14 protein-coding genes, 3 tRNA genes and 1 pseudogene are annotated in these 15874 nt (G+C 64.1%); 8 read left to right on the forward strand and 10 right to left on the reverse strand.

Annotation, left to right across the window (positions count from 1 at the left end; genetic code table 11):
• Positions 1 to 195: 195 nt before the first annotated feature.
• From ACAW63_RS22990 to ACAW63_RS23000, 3 genes are all read right to left on the reverse strand, one after another.
• Positions 196 to 271 (reverse strand) — tRNA-Gly (locus ACAW63_RS22990).
• Positions 272 to 357: 86 nt separating this feature from the next.
• Positions 358 to 433, reverse strand: a tRNA-Gly gene (locus ACAW63_RS22995).
• Positions 434 to 435: 2 nt separating this feature from the next.
• Positions 436 to 511 (reverse strand) — tRNA-Glu (locus ACAW63_RS23000).
• A gap of 216 nt (positions 512 to 727) precedes the next feature.
• Between ACAW63_RS23000 and ACAW63_RS23005 the strand changes: the two genes are divergently transcribed.
• Complete coding sequence (locus ACAW63_RS23005) at positions 728 to 1501, forward strand: hypothetical protein (protein WP_371229196.1); 774 nt, start codon at positions 728 to 730, stop codon at positions 1499 to 1501.
• A 46-nt stretch (positions 1502 to 1547) separates the two neighbouring features.
• Positions 1548 to 2210, forward strand: coding sequence for a glutathione S-transferase family protein (locus ACAW63_RS23010; RefSeq protein ID WP_371229199.1), 663 nt, complete (start codon positions 1548 to 1550; stop codon positions 2208 to 2210).
• 157 nt (positions 2211 to 2367) lie between these two features.
• Here the strand turns inward: ACAW63_RS23010 and ACAW63_RS23015 are convergent, their stop codons facing one another.
• Together ACAW63_RS23015 and ACAW63_RS23020 are read right to left on the reverse strand one after the other, a co-directional pair.
• Positions 2368 to 2850 carry a GAF domain-containing protein gene (locus tag ACAW63_RS23015; RefSeq protein WP_371229202.1) on the reverse strand — a complete coding sequence of 161 codons (483 nt, stop codon included), beginning with the start codon at positions 2848 to 2850 and terminating at the stop codon, positions 2368 to 2370.
• Positions 2847 to 3743: an ATP-binding protein gene (locus tag ACAW63_RS23020; protein WP_371229205.1), complete on the reverse strand. Its 897-nt coding sequence runs from the start codon at positions 3741 to 3743 to the stop codon at positions 2847 to 2849. Before ACAW63_RS23020 ends, ACAW63_RS23015 begins: the two co-directional genes overlap by 4 nt.
• Before the next feature lie 111 nt (positions 3744 to 3854).
• Between ACAW63_RS23020 and ACAW63_RS23025 the strand changes: the two genes are divergently transcribed.
• Positions 3855 to 6176: an ATP-binding protein gene (locus tag ACAW63_RS23025; protein WP_371229208.1), complete on the forward strand. Its 2322-nt coding sequence runs from the start codon at positions 3855 to 3857 to the stop codon at positions 6174 to 6176.
• 2 nt (positions 6177 to 6178) lie between these two features.
• On the opposite strand, the gene ACAW63_RS23030 is transcribed toward ACAW63_RS23025, so the two are convergent.
• The 3 genes from ACAW63_RS23030 to msrB form a co-directional block, all read right to left on the reverse strand.
• Positions 6179 to 6649, reverse strand: coding sequence for a MarR family winged helix-turn-helix transcriptional regulator (locus ACAW63_RS23030; RefSeq protein WP_371229211.1), 471 nt, complete (start codon positions 6647 to 6649; stop codon positions 6179 to 6181).
• The gene (locus ACAW63_RS23035) at positions 6649 to 7131 is read right to left on the reverse strand and encodes a glutathione peroxidase (RefSeq protein ID WP_371229214.1); all 483 of its coding nucleotides are present in this window, start codon (positions 7129 to 7131) and stop codon (positions 6649 to 6651) included. The genes ACAW63_RS23030 and ACAW63_RS23035 overlap by 1 nt, the downstream gene beginning before the upstream one ends.
• 246 nt (positions 7132 to 7377) lie before the next feature.
• The gene (msrB, locus tag ACAW63_RS23040; protein ID WP_371229217.1) at positions 7378 to 7773 is read right to left on the reverse strand and encodes a peptide-methionine (R)-S-oxide reductase MsrB; all 396 of its coding nucleotides are present in this window, start codon (positions 7771 to 7773) and stop codon (positions 7378 to 7380) included.
• Positions 7774 to 8064: 291 nt separating this feature from the next.
• On the opposite strand from msrB, the gene ACAW63_RS23045 reads away from it, so the two are divergent.
• The 3 genes from ACAW63_RS23045 (at position 8065) to htpX (ending at position 10783) form a co-directional block, all read left to right on the forward strand.
• On the forward strand, positions 8065 to 9276 hold the full coding sequence (locus ACAW63_RS23045) for a pyridoxal phosphate-dependent aminotransferase (RefSeq protein ID WP_275611109.1): 1212 nt from the start codon (positions 8065 to 8067) through the stop codon (positions 9274 to 9276).
• Positions 9277 to 9304: 28 nt separating this feature from the next.
• Positions 9305 to 9757, forward strand: a complete 453-nt coding sequence (locus ACAW63_RS23050; protein ID WP_371229220.1) for a hypothetical protein — start codon at positions 9305 to 9307, stop codon at positions 9755 to 9757.
• Between the two features lie 150 nt (positions 9758 to 9907).
• Complete coding sequence (gene htpX / locus ACAW63_RS23055; RefSeq protein ID WP_275611107.1) at positions 9908 to 10783, forward strand: protease HtpX; 876 nt, start codon at positions 9908 to 9910, stop codon at positions 10781 to 10783.
• A 59-nt stretch (positions 10784 to 10842) separates the two neighbouring features.
• Here the strand turns inward: htpX and ACAW63_RS23060 are convergent, their stop codons facing one another.
• On the reverse strand, positions 10843 to 11499 hold the full coding sequence (locus tag ACAW63_RS23060; protein WP_371229223.1) for a thiopurine S-methyltransferase: 657 nt from the start codon (positions 11497 to 11499) through the stop codon (positions 10843 to 10845).
• 365 nt (positions 11500 to 11864) lie between these two features.
• Between ACAW63_RS23060 and ACAW63_RS23065 the strand changes: the two genes are divergently transcribed.
• A complete protein-coding gene (locus ACAW63_RS23065) occupies positions 11865 to 12635 on the forward strand; it encodes a class III extradiol ring-cleavage dioxygenase (RefSeq protein ID WP_371229226.1) in 771 nt (256 codons plus the stop codon).
• A 193-nt stretch (positions 12636 to 12828) separates the two neighbouring features.
• Here the strand turns inward: ACAW63_RS23065 and ACAW63_RS23070 are convergent.
• Positions 12829 to 14561, reverse strand: a pseudogene (locus tag ACAW63_RS23070) (DEAD/DEAH box helicase).
• Positions 14562 to 14863: 302 nt separating this feature from the next.
• On the opposite strand from ACAW63_RS23070, the gene ACAW63_RS23075 reads away from it, so the two are divergent.
• Positions 14864 to 15655: a crotonase/enoyl-CoA hydratase family protein gene (locus ACAW63_RS23075; RefSeq protein WP_371229229.1), complete on the forward strand. Its 792-nt coding sequence runs from the start codon at positions 14864 to 14866 to the stop codon at positions 15653 to 15655.
• Positions 15656 to 15874: the final 219 nt, after the last annotated feature.

Raw genomic sequence — 15874 nt, forward strand, 5'->3', positions numbered from 1 at the left:
AAATGGCCATTTGCCATGGATCACGCGAACATCCCGGCATCACGGATGCGCTCGAATGACAGCAGGAGCGCTGCAGTTCAGGCGACGGGCGGTAACGAAAAAGCCCGCGTGAGGCGGGCTTTTCATGGGGAATCGCGAACTATTTTTCGGACGCACAAACGAAAACACCGCCCCATAAGGGCGGTGTTTCGATTTTGGAGCGGGAAACGAGACTCGAACTCGCGACCCCGACCTTGGCAAGGTCGTGCTCTACCAACTGAGCTATTCCCGCATCAACTTTTTGCAACCTTCAGCTTTCGCCGAAGGGTAACGCCATTTCATCTTTCGGTTACCGCCGTCTGGCGATAATCGAGAATTTGGAGCGGGAAACGAGACTCGAACTCGCGACCCCGACCTTGGCAAGGTCGTGCTCTACCAACTGAGCTATTCCCGCAATGGCGTCCCCTAGGGGACTCGAACCCCTGTTACCGCCGTGAAAGGGCGGTGTCCTAGGCCACTAGACGAAGGGGACGCGGCCCGGAACTTACAACATCTTTCCGACTTCTTCGCTTTGCGTTTCCGCGTTTCGCGTCGAAGTGGCGCGCATTCTATGGACCCTTTGAGGGGTCGTCAACCCTCAGAAGAAAATTTTTTTAAATCAAAGACTTCTGGGTAAAAAGCGAGCAGCCGCTATCAGCGCTAGCACTAAGACATTACACTCGCGGAAAAACCCTCGGGAGCTTTCCAGGTGTCGCCACTCGTCATTACCGTCCTGGTCCTCGTCGGCATCGCCCTGCTGATTGCCATCGGCTACATCAACCATCTGGTCGAGAACCGCAAGCTGGAACAGGCCCGGCAGAAAGCCGACCTCCTCGACCGCTCCCGGCGCTGCGCCGATATCTCCGAGTCCATGCCCGGCCAGTTCATGTCCCCGGCGCTGAAGCTGCTGCTCAGCCGTATGGAGCTGAGCCTGGGCGAACGCCTGCTGGCGGTGGACAAGCAGAATACCCAGATAAAGGAGCGCATCGCCGAACTGCGACCGCTCATCGCCCAGGGTGAGTCGATTGCCGTGCGCAATGCGCCGCAGGCCATCCTCACCGAAGCCAGGGCCAAGGATGTCCGTTTCCTCTTCGAAGCCCTGCACGCGCAGATTACCCGCAGCGCCCAGGACGGCCTGCTGGCGCGTAACGATGCCCAGCAGTGGGTGAAGGAAATCCGCCACCTGCTCGCCCTTCTGCATATCGAGTTCTTCGGCAACCTCGGCCAACAGGCCCTGCAACAGGGTCAACCGGGCCAGGCACGGCTGGCCTTCGAGCGCGGCGTCCAGTATCTGCGCAAGCAGCAGGACGTCGGCCGCTACCAGGCGCAACTGCAACAGCTGGAGAACCAGTTGGCCCGCGCCAACGCAATGGTGCTGGAGAACGCCCAGCCCGCCGTCGACGACGACAGCGCGTTGAACGATGGCCTCAAGGCCCTCGACGACGACGATCTGTGGAAGAAGAAGAACCTTTACGACGATTGATGCGTCGAACCTGCATACCCGGCCACCTACGCCCCAGGAGCCCTCCATGAGTCTCGTAGTCTTCGGCGCCCCGCTCTCCCCCTTCGTCCGCAAGGTCCGCCTGTTCTGTGCCGAGAAAGGCCTGGACTACCAGCTGGAGAACGTCAATCCGTTCAACCAGCCCGACTGGTACCGCGAGCTCAATCCGCTGCGCCGCGTCCCGGCGATCCGCGACGGCGACTTCACCCTCGCCGACTCCAGCGTCATCTGCCATTACCTGGAAGACCGCGACCCGCAGCGCGCCCCGCTGTGCGGCGAGACTCCGCAGGCCAAGGCACGTATCCTCTGGCTGGAAAAGTACGCCGACTACGAAGTCGCGCCGCTCGCCACCTTCACCGTGTTCCGCAACCGCCTGCTCAAACCGCTGATGGGCAAGCTCTGCGACGAAGCGGCGGTCAAGGGTGCGATGCAGGAGAAGCTGCCGGAGCATTTCGACTACCTGGAGAAGTGCCTGGGCGCGAACGATTTCTTCGTCGACAACCGTTTCAGCCTCGCCGACATCGCCATCGCCAGCCAGCTGGTGAACATGCGCCACGGCGGAGAGGAGCTGGACAGCCAGCGCTGGCCGGCCCTGGCCACGCACTTCCAGCGCATCGCCGGCCGCCCTACCCTGGCCGCGATCCTTCAGGGCGAGCAGCAGATCATTGCCAAGATTCTGGCCAAGCGCTGATCGGCCTGCCAGATGAGCAGGTGATGGGCTCCTGTAGGAACGGATTCATCCGCGATCAGGCCGGCAGGCCGGTAGAGGTGCATCGCGACAGAGTCCGCTGCTGCGAAAGCTCATGAAAAAGCCCCGCAATTGCGGGGCTTTTTCCTTGGACCACGAATCAGCAGTCGGTCAGGCGCAGGAAGATCGCCACCAGACGCTCGATGCCGACCTGGTCGACTTCACTGAAGCGGCCGACGCTGGGGCTGTCCAGGTCCAGCACGCCGATCAGGCGGCCGTCCTTCACCAGCGGCACCACCAGCTCGCTGTTGGAGGCACTGTCGCAGGCGATGTGCCCGGGGAAGGCATGCACATCCTCGACCCGCTGGGTCTCGCGGGTACGCGCCGCCGCGCCGCACACGCCCTTGCTGAAGGGAATGCGCACACAGGCAACCTTGCCCTGGAACGGGCCGAGTACCAGCTCCTCGTTGCGATTGAGGTAGAAGCCGGCCCAGTTCAGGTCCGGCAGTTCATTGAACAGGAATGCCGAGAACTGTGCGGCATTGGCAATGAAGTCGTGCTCGTCGGCGAACAGCGACTCCGCCTGAGCGGCCAGCAGTTCATAGCCATCCAGGCCGGCACCGGCCTGTTGCAGATCGATCATGGGGTATCTCCTTCCAGCAGTTGGCGGCCCACCCAGTAGCGGGCGAATTGGTAGGCGCAGCGGCCATTGCGATTGCCGCGTCCGAGCGCCCAGCGGATGGCCTCTTTCTCCAGCGCTTCGTCCCAGCTCCAGCGGGTCAGACCGGATTTGCGCGCCAGCGCCTCGATCCAGTGACGGACCACGCCGAGGAAGTGTTCCTGGGTAAAGGGATAGAAAGAGAGCCACAGGCCGAAGCGGTCGGACAGGGCGATTTTGTCCTCCACCGCTTCGTTGGGATGCAGTTCGCCGTCGACCATCTGCCAGTTCTCGTTGTCACTCTGTTTTTCCGAGACCAGATGGCGGCGATTGGAGGTGGCGTACAGCAGCACATTGTCCGGCGCCTGCTCCAGGGAGCCGTCGAGTACGCTCTTGAGCACGCGGTAGTCGCCCTCGCCGGCATCGAACGAGAGGTCGTCGCAGAACAGCACGAAGCGCTGCGGCAGACCATGCAGTTGTTCGACCACTCGCGGCAGGTCAGCCAGGTGGTCACGTTCGATCTCGATCAGGCGCAGCCCGTCGCCGGCCAGTTCGGCCAGCAGCGCGCGCACCAGCGAGGACTTGCCGGTACCCCGGGCCCCCCACAGCAAGGCATGGTTGGCCGGCTTGCCGGCGACGAACTGGCGGGTGTTGCGCGCCAGCTGGTCGCGCTGCGTGTCGACGCCCAGCAGATCGTCCAGGCGCAGGTCGAGGCTGACCTCCAGCGGCTGCAGGTAACCACTGCGTCCGTCGCGGTGCCAGCGCGCGGCCAGGCTGCGCTGCCAGTCCACGGGCGCGCGCAATGCCGGCAGCAAAGGTTCCAGACGCGTCAGCACCGACTCGGCGCGCGCGAGAAAATCATTCAGACGGGAATCCATGCAGGTCTCCACGGATCATGTGAGGTTCGGCCGCGGGCTATGCCGACAGGCGGTTCCGATGGGCTATGCTACGCCGCAGAAAAGCTTTCGCGAGGCGATGCTCCGCACTCCATGGATATTGCGCTTACCCATCGCCTCTCGTTCAAGCAGGCCAGCCTCACCGTACTGGTAGCCTTCCTGCTGGGGACGCTGCTCAGCCTCATCCAGGTTGGCGTCGATTATGCCAGCCAGGACGCCTCCATCAACCGCGAAGTGCGCGCCCTGCTGGACGTCAGCCACAACCCCGCCGCCCGCATCGCGTATAACATCGACGCCGAACTGGCCCAGGAACTGGTGGTCGGCCTGCTGCGCTCGCCGGCGGTAATCCGCGCCGAGATCATCGACAACGCCGGCACGCCCCTGGCCAGCGCCAACCGGCCACTCGCGCAGAGCCACCTGCGTGGCCTGAGCGACTTTCTCTTCGGCGAGCAGCGCAGCTACGAAGAGCCGCTGTTCGTCGATCACGCGCCAACCGAATCCCTCGGCGTGCTGCGCCTGGAGATCGACACCTTCGTATTCGGCAACGATTTCCTGCGCCGGGCCGGCATGACCTTCATCTCCGGCTTCATCCGCAGCCTGCTGCTGTCGCTGATCCTGCTGGTGCTGTTCTATGGGCTGCTGACCAAGCCACTGGTGAGCCTGATCGACGCCCTCAGCCGTCACGACCCGCGCTCCCCCTCGCGCCTGCGTCTGCCCTATCCGCGTGGCCATGAGCGCGACGAGATCGGCGTGCTGGTGGAGGTCACCAACCGCCAGCTCAATCGCATCTCGGTGGAAATGGAGCAGCGGCGCGAGGCCGAGGACCGGCTGACCCAGTACCTGGAAGAACTGGAAAGCATCGTCGCGGCGCGCACCGCCGAGCTGAAGGCCGCGAACGCGCGCCTCACCCTGTCCAACCAGGAGCTGGAACAGGCCCGGCAGACCGCGCTGGCCATGGCCCAGGCGCGCGGCAGCTTCCTGGCCAACATGAGCCACGAGATCCGCACTCCGCTCAATGGCCTGCTGGGGATGCTCGGCCTGGCCCTCGACGGCCCGCTGACCACCGAGCAACGTCAGCAGCTGTCCATCGCCCACGACTCGGGCAAGGTGCTGCTGGAGCTGCTCAACGACGTGCTCGACCTGTCCAAGTTCGAGGCCGGCCAGCTGGAACTGGAGCAGATCCCCTTCGACCTGGGCACCCTGGTGGAGGACACCGCCAGCCTGCTGTCGCAGAACGCCGCGCCCGCGGTGGAACTCACCTGCCTGATCAGCCCGCAGTTGCCGGCTCAGCTCTCCGGGGACCCGACACGGGTGCGCCAGGTGGTGAGCAACCTGCTGTCCAACGCCCTGAAATTCACCCGCCTGGGGCGCGTCGACGTCCGTGTCGAGCCCCAAGGCCATGGCGTGCGCATCAGCGTGCGCGACACCGGCATCGGCATCGCCCCCGAAGCCCTGCAGAAAATCTTCCAGCCCTTCACCCAGGCAGACGCCGGCATCGCCCGCCAGTACGGCGGCACCGGCCTTGGCCTGGCACTGACGCGCAAGCTGTGCGAAGCGATGAAGGGCGAACTGGTGGTGAAGTCCGAGCCCGGATTCGGCAGCGAATTCATCGCCACCCTGCCGCTGCCCGCACTGGAGCCGGCCCAGCCGCAACCCCCGCTGAATGGCCGGCTGATCGTGCAATGCGCCGCCAGCAGCGGCCTGGCAACGTTGCTGGAACACTGGCTGCCGCACTGGAATGTCGAGTACCAGCGCCTGGACATCGATGCGAGCCTGGCCGGCATGACGCTGGACGCACTGCTCTCGGATTGCCCGGATTGCCTGATCACCCTGCGCCGGCATGTGGCCAAGCCTGTCCTGCTGGTCACCGCCTACGGCAACTTCCTCGAACAGCCGCTGGCCCAGAGCCTGGCGCCCCTGCGCCAGCTGGCCCGGCCGTTGTCACGGGACGTGCTGTACCAGGCACTCAAACAGGCGTTCGAGCATCAGCCGCTACCGGCGCCCTCAGACACCGGCACAGCGCAGGTGGAGCGGTTCTCGGCGCGGGTGCTGCTGGTGGAGGACAACCCGGTCAACCAGTTGGTGGCCAAGGGCTTGCTGCAGAAACTCGGCTGCATCGTGGCCGTCGCCACCAACGGTGAAGAGGCACTGGCACAACTGGGCGATGGCACCTTCGACCTGGTGCTGATGGACTGCAACATGCCCGTGATGGATGGCTACCAGGCCACCCAGGCGATTCGCGAAAGCGGACGCTGGCCGAGCCTGCCGGTCATCGCCCTGACCGCCAACGTCCTGCCGGACGAGCGCGAGCACTGCCGCGCCGCCGGCATGGACGATTACCTGGCCAAGCCCTTCCACCGCGACGAACTGGCGGCGATCCTGGAGCGCTGGGTGAATCACCGCCCGCGCGGCTGAGTTCAGCCTTCCAGCCTCATCAGCTGCGCCAGCAGCGAATCCAGTTGCCCGCGCAGGCCGTCGGTGACGCTCAGGTCCAGGCCGCTGCGGCACAGCAGGTCCTCGCGCAGCGGCAGCACCTTGTCGCGCAGCGCGGTGCCCGACGGGGTCAGCCCGAGATGCACTTCCCGTTCGTCATGCCGGGCCCGGCGTCGCTCGACCAGGCCCAGTTGCTCCAGGCGCTTGAGCAACGGCGTCAGGGTGCCGGAGTCGAGCATCAGCCGCTCGCCCAGCGCCTTCACCGACGGCTGCTCCGGCGGCTCGGCCTGCCATTCCCAGAGCACCAGCATGGCCAGGTACTGCGGGTAGGTCAGGCCGAGGGCGTCGAGCATCGGCCGGTAGCCGCGGATCACCGCGCGGGACACCGCGTACAGGCGGAAACACAACTGGTTGTCCAGCTGCAGCTCCGCCGGCAGGGATACAGCGTCTTTCATCACAGCAGCGCTTCGATCTCGGCGGACAATTGCTCGGGCTTGGTGGTCGGGGCGAAGCGCTTCACCACCTTGCCGTCCTTGCCGATCAGGAACTTGGTGAAGTTCCACTTGATGCCCTGGCTGCCCAGCAGCCCCGGCGCGCGCTTCTTCAGTTGCACGTAGAGCGGGTGGGCGTCGGCGCCGTTGACGTCGATCTTCTTGAACAGTGGGAAGCTGACGCCGAAGTTCAGCTCGCAGAACTGGGTGATCTCCCCTTCGTTGCCCGGCTCCTGCTTGCCGAACTGGTTGCAGGGGAAGCCGAGCACCACCAGGCCCTTGTCCTTGTACTGCCGCCACAGGGTCTCCAGGCCCTTGTACTGCGGGGTGAAGCCACACTGGCTGGCGGTGTTCACCACCAGCAGCGCCTTGCCGCCGAAATCGGCGAGGGTCTTCTGTTCGCCCTTGATGGTGGTCACGGGAATGTTCAGCAGTGTGTCGCTCATCGACTGTGGCTCCGGCGGGAAGTGGGAAATCGAAGAGTAGTGATCAATTGAATTGTATGCAATTCAATTGATCACGAATCATCCAGTGAATGCCCTGCTATCAGATCCGCACCGGTGCCACTTGTAGGAGCGAGCTTGCTCGCGAACGGCCTTTCTGGCGGCAATGGTGCTGGGCAGGTTCGCGAGCAAGCTCGCTCCTACGAAGAGCCCAAAAAAGAAAAGGCCCGCCGGATGGCGGGCCTTGGGTCATTCTTTCGGCACCAGCTTCAACGACGCCGAATTGATGCAGTAGCGCAGCCCGGTCGGCCGCGGGCCGTCGGGGAAGACATGGCCCAGGTGCGCGTCGCACTTGCCGCAGCGCACTTCGATGCGGTGCATGCCATGGCTGAAGTCTTCCAGCTCCTTCACCACCTCGCCGTTCACCGGCTGGAAGTAGCTCGGCCAGCCACTGCCCGAATCGTACTTGGCGTCGGAGTCGAACAGGGCGGTGCCGCAGCACACGCAGTGGTAGATGCCGGGCGTCTTGGTGTCGTGGTATTCGCCGGTGAAGGCGCGCTCGGTGCCGCCCAGCCGGCAGATGTGGAACTGCTCGTCGGTGAGTTCTTCGCGCCAGGAATCCAGGGGCTTTTCCAGCTTTTCCATCGATCTGCCTCCATTAATGGAAAAAATGCCCGATGCCTCCTTTTCCGGGAATCGGGCCGCACGTATGATGCGCGTGGTTAACGTCAGGTTCAGAATCTGCCGCACAGAGACATTCTCGCGATAGAAAAGCCTTAAAAACTCTACTTTTTCGAGAAATTCACTGTTTTCCTGTCGATTTTCAGGGTCGACACCAGGGAAAAGCACTTCCGAACCGCTCATTTGACGCCAGTCTGTCACCCGCGTTACAGCCTGCCAAGTTGCTGGCCGCGGACTATTTCGGAATCCCAGATCATGCAGGTCACCAAATCGAACAAGCTCGCCAACGTCTGCTACGACATTCGCGGGCCCGTGCTCAAGCACGCCAAACGCCTGGAAGAGGAAGGCCACCGCATCCTCAAGCTGAACATCGGCAACCCGGCGCCGTTCGGTTTCGAGGCACCGGACGAAATCCTCCAGGACGTGATCCGCAACCTGCCCACCGCCCAGGGCTACAGCGACTCCAAGGGCCTGTTCAGCGCGCGCAAGGCGGTGATGCAGTACTACCAGCAGAAGCAGGTGGAAGGCGTCGGCATCGAGGACATCTACCTGGGCAATGGCGTCTCCGAGCTCATCGTGATGGCCCTGCAGGCGCTGCTCAACAACGGTGACGAGGTGCTGATCCCCGCGCCCGACTACCCGCTGTGGACCGCCTCGGTCGCCCTGGCCGGCGGCAAGCCGGTGCACTACCTGTGCGACGAGCAGGCCGGCTGGTTCCCCGACATCGCCGACATGAAGGCCAAGATCACCAGCAACACCAAGGCCCTGGTGCTGATCAACCCGAACAATCCCACCGGCGCGGTGTATTCCCGCGAGGTGCTGCTGGATATCGTCGAACTGGCGCGCCAGCACAACCTGGTGATCTTCTCCGACGAGATCTACGACAAGATCCTCTACGACGAGGCCCAGCACATTTCCACCGCCTCGCTGGCGCCGGACGTGCTCTGCCTGACCTTCAACGGCCTGTCCAAGTCCTACCGCGTGGCCGGCTTCCGCTCCGGCTGGATCGCCATTTCCGGTCCCAAGCACAAGGCGCAGAGCTACATCGAAGGCCTGGATATCCTGGCCAACATGCGCCTGTGCGCCAACGTGCCGAGCCAGCACGCGATCCAGACCGCGCTGGGCGGCTACCAGAGCATCAACGACCTGGTGCTACCCGGCGGGCGTCTGCTGGAGCAGCGCAACCGGGCCTGGGAACTGCTCAACGACATCCCCGGCGTCAGCTGCGTGAAGCCCATGGGCGCGCTCTACGCCTTCCCGCGCATCGACCCGAAGGTCTGCCCGATCCACAACGACGAGAAATTCGTCCTCGACCTGCTGCTTTCCGAGAAGCTGCTCATCGTTCAGGGCACCGCCTTCAACTGGCCCTGGCCGGATCACTTCCGGGTGGTTACCCTGCCTCGTGTCGACGACCTGGAACAGGCCATCGGCCGCATCGGCAACTTCCTGAAAAGCTATCGCCAATAAATCATCGCCAGTGAATCCCAGCGCATAAATGGACCTGCAGATCGACGACTTCTACAAGGACACCGCAGCCGGCCTGCTGATGCTCTACCAGGCCTTCCCGCGCAAGATCGCCCTCTACGTCGAGGACCTGATCGGCCGGGAAGAGCCTGACGAGTTCGGCCTGCCCAGCACTCGCCACCAGAGTTGCCTAGGCGCGCTGCTGTGGCTGGCCGAGGAAGGTTACCTGCGCTTCGACGCAACCATTCGTTACGAAGCGCTGGACCAGGCCGTGCTCAGCGAAAAGGCCTTCCTGCGCCTGACCCGCATCGTCCCCCACGCGGTGCGCAGCGACGAGAACCTGCCGCCCAGCGTGCGCCGCGACCAGGCCTCGCTGGCCAACCAGCTGCGCGAGGCCCTCGCCAGCCGTCACAGTGACCGCATCGCACGCTTGACCCGTCTACTCTTCGAGAGTGATCTCGGTCGCCCAGGCGACACAGTTTGAAATAGTCCCCGAGTTGAATCACCTCGGGGGCAACCGTATATACCCCGCATACTATTCAGCGATCCCGGGCCCTGCTGTGCCCGGCGATCCGGAAAGCCGCGCTCCCAAGCGGTTTTCCCCTAATCCAGCCGTGAGGAGAAGCTTTACGCCATGATGCGCATCCTGTTGTTCCTGGCCACCAACCTGGCAGTTCTGGTGATCGCCAGCATCACCCTGAAACTGCTCGGCGTGGACCGATTCACCGGCCAGAATTACGGTAGCCTTCTGATTTTCTGTGCCGTCTTCGGCTTCGCCGGCTCCCTGGTTTCGCTGTTCATCTCCAAGTGGATGGCGAAGATGAGCACCGGCACCGAGATCATCAGCCAGCCGCGCACCCGTCACGAGCAGTGGCTGCTGCAGACCGTGGAAGAACTGTCCCGCGAAGCCGGTATCAAGATGCCGGAAGTGGGCATCTTCCCCGCCTACGAAGCCAACGCCTTCGCCACCGGCTGGAACCGCAACGACGCGCTGGTCGCGGTCAGCCAGGGGCTGCTGGAGCGCTTCTCGCCTGAAGAAGTCAAAGCCGTGCTGGCCCACGAGATCGGCCACGTGGCCAATGGCGACATGGTCACCCTGGCGCTGATCCAGGGCGTGGTGAACACCTTCGTGATGTTCTTCGCGCGCATCTTCGGCAACTTCGTCGACAAGGCCATCCTGAAGAACGAAGACGGCCCGGGCATCGGCTACTTCGTCGCGACCATCTTCGCCGAACTGGTCCTGGGCATCCTCGCCAGCATCATCGTCATGTGGTTCTCGCGCAAACGCGAATACCGCGCCGACGAAGCCGGCGCCCGCCTGGCCAGCAGTGGTGCGATGATCGCTGCCCTACAGCGCCTGCGCGCCGAACAGGGCGTGCCGGTGCAGATGCCCGACTCGCTGCAGGCCTTCGGCATCAACGGCAACCTCAAGCACGGCCTCGCCGGCCTGTTCATGAGCCACCCGCCGCTGGAAGACCGCATCGAAGCCCTGCGCGCCGCGGCCCGCTGAGGCTCGATACGAAACGAAAAAAGGGCGACCCTCGGGTCGCCCTTTTTCATGCCCGACCATCAGCCACGGCGCAGCGCGAACACCACCTCATCCAGTTGGCTGACGCCGCTCTTGAGGAACTTGGGACTCTCGGCCAGCACGTCGACGCGCTCCAGCTCCTCGACCTGCCAGGCCCCGGCGAAATGTCGACGCACCTCATCGCCCAGCACTGCGAACGGCGGCCCGTCCATCTCCGCCTGCGGGTACTCCAGAGTGATCAGCAGGCCGCGCACCTGGTGCGGCAGGATGCGTTGCAGATGAGCCACATAGTCGACGCGCATGTCCTCCGGCAGCGCGATCAGCGCCGCGCGGTCATACAGGGCACAGCAGCCGGCCACCTGCCCAGCGGTCACGGCGAAGATGTCGCCCTGAAGGATCTCCAGCCGCTCGAAACGGTAACGGCGCAGTGGTCCCTCCTCGGTGATCTCGGGCTCCACGCCCAGTTCGGCGAAGAAGTCGACAACCGCGCGCTCGGCCAGCTCGACGCCCAGCACGCGGTAGCCCCATTGCGCCAGCCAGAGCATGTCCAGGCTCTTGCCGCACATCGGCACCAGCACCTGCGAGTCCACGGGAACGCCCAGAGTCGCCCATTGGCGGTCCAGGCCAGGATTCACCTTCTGCTGGTGGAAGCCGATCTCATTGCGCGCCCAGCGCGCCTGCCAGAATTCATGTCGCATGAAGCACCCGTTCAAACACTGCACGCTGCGAGAAAGCCACCAGCACCGCTCGGCACTGCGCTTATCGCACTCTCTCCCTCCGAAACGATGCCCTTCATTCGTACCGGTTCGGGCCGTTATGCGACTGAACACGACATCTGATTCGGAAATTTCCACAAACTCTATCGCATTGGCTGACAGACATCCCTTTAAAACGCGCAGCACCAGGCCTTCCAACAGATCTGTAACTCAGTTGGCATTTCTCCATTCCACTGGAAGCCCAGCCTCAACGCATCTTCGCAGTCGATCATTCCGGTCGAAAACCCATACTGGTTTTCGATCTGTACCCGCGTGAACATAGGGCTATTCATGTAGCGAGGTTCACCATGCTCCCTACCCTGTTCATCTCCCACGGTTCCCCCATGCTGGCCCTGGACCCCGGCGCCAGCGACGCACCGCTCAAGCGCCTGGCCCACGAACTGTCCAGGCCAAAGGCGATCCTGGTGGTTTCCGCCCACTGGGAAACCCCGGACCTGCGCGTCACCGCCGCCACTCAGCCGGCGACTTGGCACGACTTCTACGGTTTCCCGGCGGAACTCTACGCCGTGCAATACCCTGCGCCCGGCTCGCCGGAGCTGGCCGCACGCGTCGTCGAGCTGCTGGCGAAGGACGGCCTGCCCGCCATCCTCGACGCCGAACGCCCGCTGGACCACGGCACCTGGGTGCCATTGAGCCTGATGTACCCGAAGGCGGACATTCCGGTGGTGCAGCTGTCGCTTCCCAGCCGCCTCGGCCCGCAGATGCAGGACCGCGTCGGCAAGGCACTGCAAGCCCTGCGCGAGGAAGGCATCCTGCTGATCGGTTCGGGCAGCATCACCCACAACCTGGGCGAACTGGACTGGCGCGCCGGACCGGACGTCATCGAGCCCTGGGCCAAGGCCTTCCGCGACTGGATGGCCGAACGCCTGGCCGCCAACGACGATGCCGCACTGTTCGACTACCGTCGACAGGCGCCCTGGGCCGTGCGCAATCATCCCAGTGACGAACACCTGCTGCCGTTGTACTTCGCCCGCGCCGCCGGTGGCACGCCGATGACGGTGGAGCACGCCGGCTTCACCCTTGGCGCGCTGGGGATGGATATCTACCGCTTCGGCTAAGGGACCGCTTTTCGTAGGAGCGAGCTTGCTCGCGAACGCTCTCCCGGCAACACTTGTGTTGTGCGGTTCGCGAGCAAGCTCGCTCCTACAAGGGCAAACCTGCAACGCCTCCCTTCGGCAATTTTGGTCGTGATGCCGGAAACGAAAAAGCCCCGCCAAGGCGGGGCTTTTTCATGCGCGAATGACCGAAGAATCAGTCTTCGCGGTAACGGCGCAGGCGCAGGGCCTTGCCGGCGACGCGGGTGTCCTTGAGCTTGGTCAGCAGACGGTCGAGGTTCTCTTCCGGCAGCTCGATCAGGCTGAAGGTCTCGCGGATCTGGATGCGGCCGATGGCCTCGCGGGACAGGCCGCCCTCGTTGAGGATGGCACCCAGCAGGTTCTTCGCCTGCACGCCGTCGCGGGCACCCAGGGCGGTACGGCAGCGGGACTTGCCTTCCGACGGCGGAGCCATCGGGCGACGCTCGCCGCTGCGCTCCGGACGGTCGCCGCGCTCGGGGCGATCGCCACGCTCACCGCGCTCGTAACGATCGCTGCGCTCGCGCGGGGCGGCCGGGGTCAGCGGCTGTTCGCGGCGGACCGATTCCAGGTCCAGCGCCTTGCCTTCGGTCAGTTTGGCGAGCAGCACGGCTGCCAGGGTGTCCATGTCGGTACCCAGGCGACGGCACAGCTCGTCACGCACCGCACCACGGCTGGCAACGGCGTTGGCCAGCAGCGGTTGCAGGCCGGTGGCCAGGCGGTTCAGGCGCGCTTCGAGGACGGTGTCGGCGTCCGGCAGACGAACTTCGCCGACCTTCTGCCCGGTCACACGCTCGATCACCTGCAACATGCGGCGCTCGCGCGGAGTCACCAGCAGCAGGGCGCGACCTTCACGGCCGGCACGGCCGGTACGGCCGATGCGGTGCACGTAGGATTCCGGATCGTAGGGCATGTCCACGTTCAGTACGTGGGTGATGCGCGCCACGTCGAGGCCGCGGGCGGCGACGTCGGTGGCGATGACGATGTCCAGCGAGCCGTCCTTCAGAGACTCGATCACGCGCTCACGCTGGGCCTGCGGCATGTCGCCGTTCAGCGCGGCGGCGCGGTAGCCCTGGCGCTCGAGCAGCTCGGCGATGTCCAGGGTGGCCTGCTTGGTGCGGACGAAGCCGATCAGCGCGTCGAACTGCTCGACTTCCAGCAGACGCAGGATCGAAGCCGGCTTCTGGTCGGCGTGGACCATCAGGTGCACCTGCTCGATGCGGGCGACGGTCTGAGTCTTGGCGGCGATACGGACGTGCTTGGGCTCTTTCAGGTGGCGTTCGGCGATGCTGCGGATCGAGGCCGGCAGGGTCGCGGAGAACAGCACGGTCTGGCGGCTGGCCGGCATGGCTTCGAAGATCACTTCGAGGTCGTCCATGAAGCCGAGCTTGAGCATTTCGTCCGCTTCGTCGAGGACCAGGCGCTCGACGGTGGAGAGCAGGTTCTCGTCGCGGCGCAGGTGGTCGCACAGGCGGCCCGGAGTGGCCACCAGGACCTGGGCGCCCTGGCGCAGAGCTTTCAGCTGCGGGCCCATGGGCGCGCCGCCGTACACGGCAACGACGCCGACGCCCGGCATCTGCTTGGAGTAGGTTTCGCACGCGGTAGCGACCTGCAGGGCCAGCTCGCGGGTCGGAACCAGTACCAGTACCTGCGGAACGCGGCGCGCCGGGTCGATCTTCGACAGCAGCGGCAGCGCGAAGGCCGCGGTCTTGCCGGTGCCGGTCTGGGCCTGGCCGATCATGTCGTGGCCTTCGAGGATCACCGGGATCGACTGGGCCTGGATCGGCGACGGCTCTTCATAACCGACAGCGGCGATGGCAGCGAGAATACTGGGGTGAATACCGAGCGCGGCGAAGCCGGCGGTTTCCTGGGTCATGGGTTTTGCCTCTAAGTACATCCGCAAAGACCCAATAGCCGAGCTGCGCATGCCCTGTACGACAATGAAGTCACCCAGGCAGCTGGAAGCGGGGATTTGCGAAATGAAGATTGGAAGAATACGTCAAGGAAGTCCGCACAGCGGACGCACGACAGAGCGTGAAAGCACCGAAAAATGCGAGATCCAAAACGGGGCCTTAGCTTGGCCGGCGCGCATCATACCGGAAAATCCTCCGTCATGTGCGTCTTTTCGGACAAGGACCGGCGAACGGTCGCGCCTGGACGAGCCCGGCAAGGCCGGCTATACCGAGCAGGCCCTCCCCCGCCGGATGCCATCGATGAAGCCCAGCAGCGCGCCCCGCATCACTCGTGAACGCCGTGATCATATCCTGCTGCTTGGCCTGAACCGGGTCGAAAAGCGCAATGCATTCGACATGGAAATGCTCAACCAGCTGGTGCTTGCTCTGGGCGAATACGAACGTGACGATCAGTTGCGCTGTGCCCTGGTATTCGCCCACGGCGATCACTTCACCGCCGGACTCGACCTTGGCGATGTCAGCGAAACCTTCCGCACGGGCTGGCAGTTGCCCAACGGCGCGGTAGACCCCTGGGGCACTTTCGGCGGACCACGCCTGACCAAGCCGCTGATGGTCGCGGCCCAGGGCTACTGCTTCACCCTCGGCATCGAGTTGATGCTGGCGGCAGACATCAACCTCTGCGCCAGCAACGCGCGCTTCGCCCAGTTGGAAGTGCAGCGCGGCATCTTCCCCTTCGGCGGCGCAACGCTACGCCTGCACCAGGTGGCCGGCTGGGGCAATGCCATGCGCTGGCTGCTCACCGGCGACCAGTTCGACGCCCACGAGGCCTGCCGCCTGGGGCTGGTGCAGGAAGTCACCGCGCCCGAGGAACTGATGCCTCGCGCGCTGTGGATGGCCCAGCGGGTCGCAGCCCAAGCCCCGCTGGGTATTCGCGCCACCCTGGCGTCAGCCCGCCAGTGCCTGGATGAGGGCGAGTTGGCCGCCGCCCGCGAACTGCCGGCTCTGGCCAGCCGCCTGTTGTCCAGCGAGGACGCCCAGGAAGGCTTCAGGGCCATGCAGGAAAAACGCGAAGGACGCTTCCGCGGAAAATGAACGAGCGCCGATTCACTCTTGGCCTCGCATAAAAAGCGCTATATCCAAGGTATTAAGAACGCTCAAAATGCGGCTATAACAATAAATTTTCCCTTTAAAATCATAATCTTACAACCAACAAAACGACTATATACAAGTTCCAATTACGCGTTCAAAAACAAATCTCTACAACTGACATCGAGCGCAGCGCAGTGACTCGCCGGAAGTACCGCCCGAGCC

This window comes from Pseudomonas sp. QE6 (assembly GCF_041379005.1).
Classification (GTDB): Bacteria; Pseudomonadota; Gammaproteobacteria; order Pseudomonadales; family Pseudomonadaceae; genus Pseudomonas.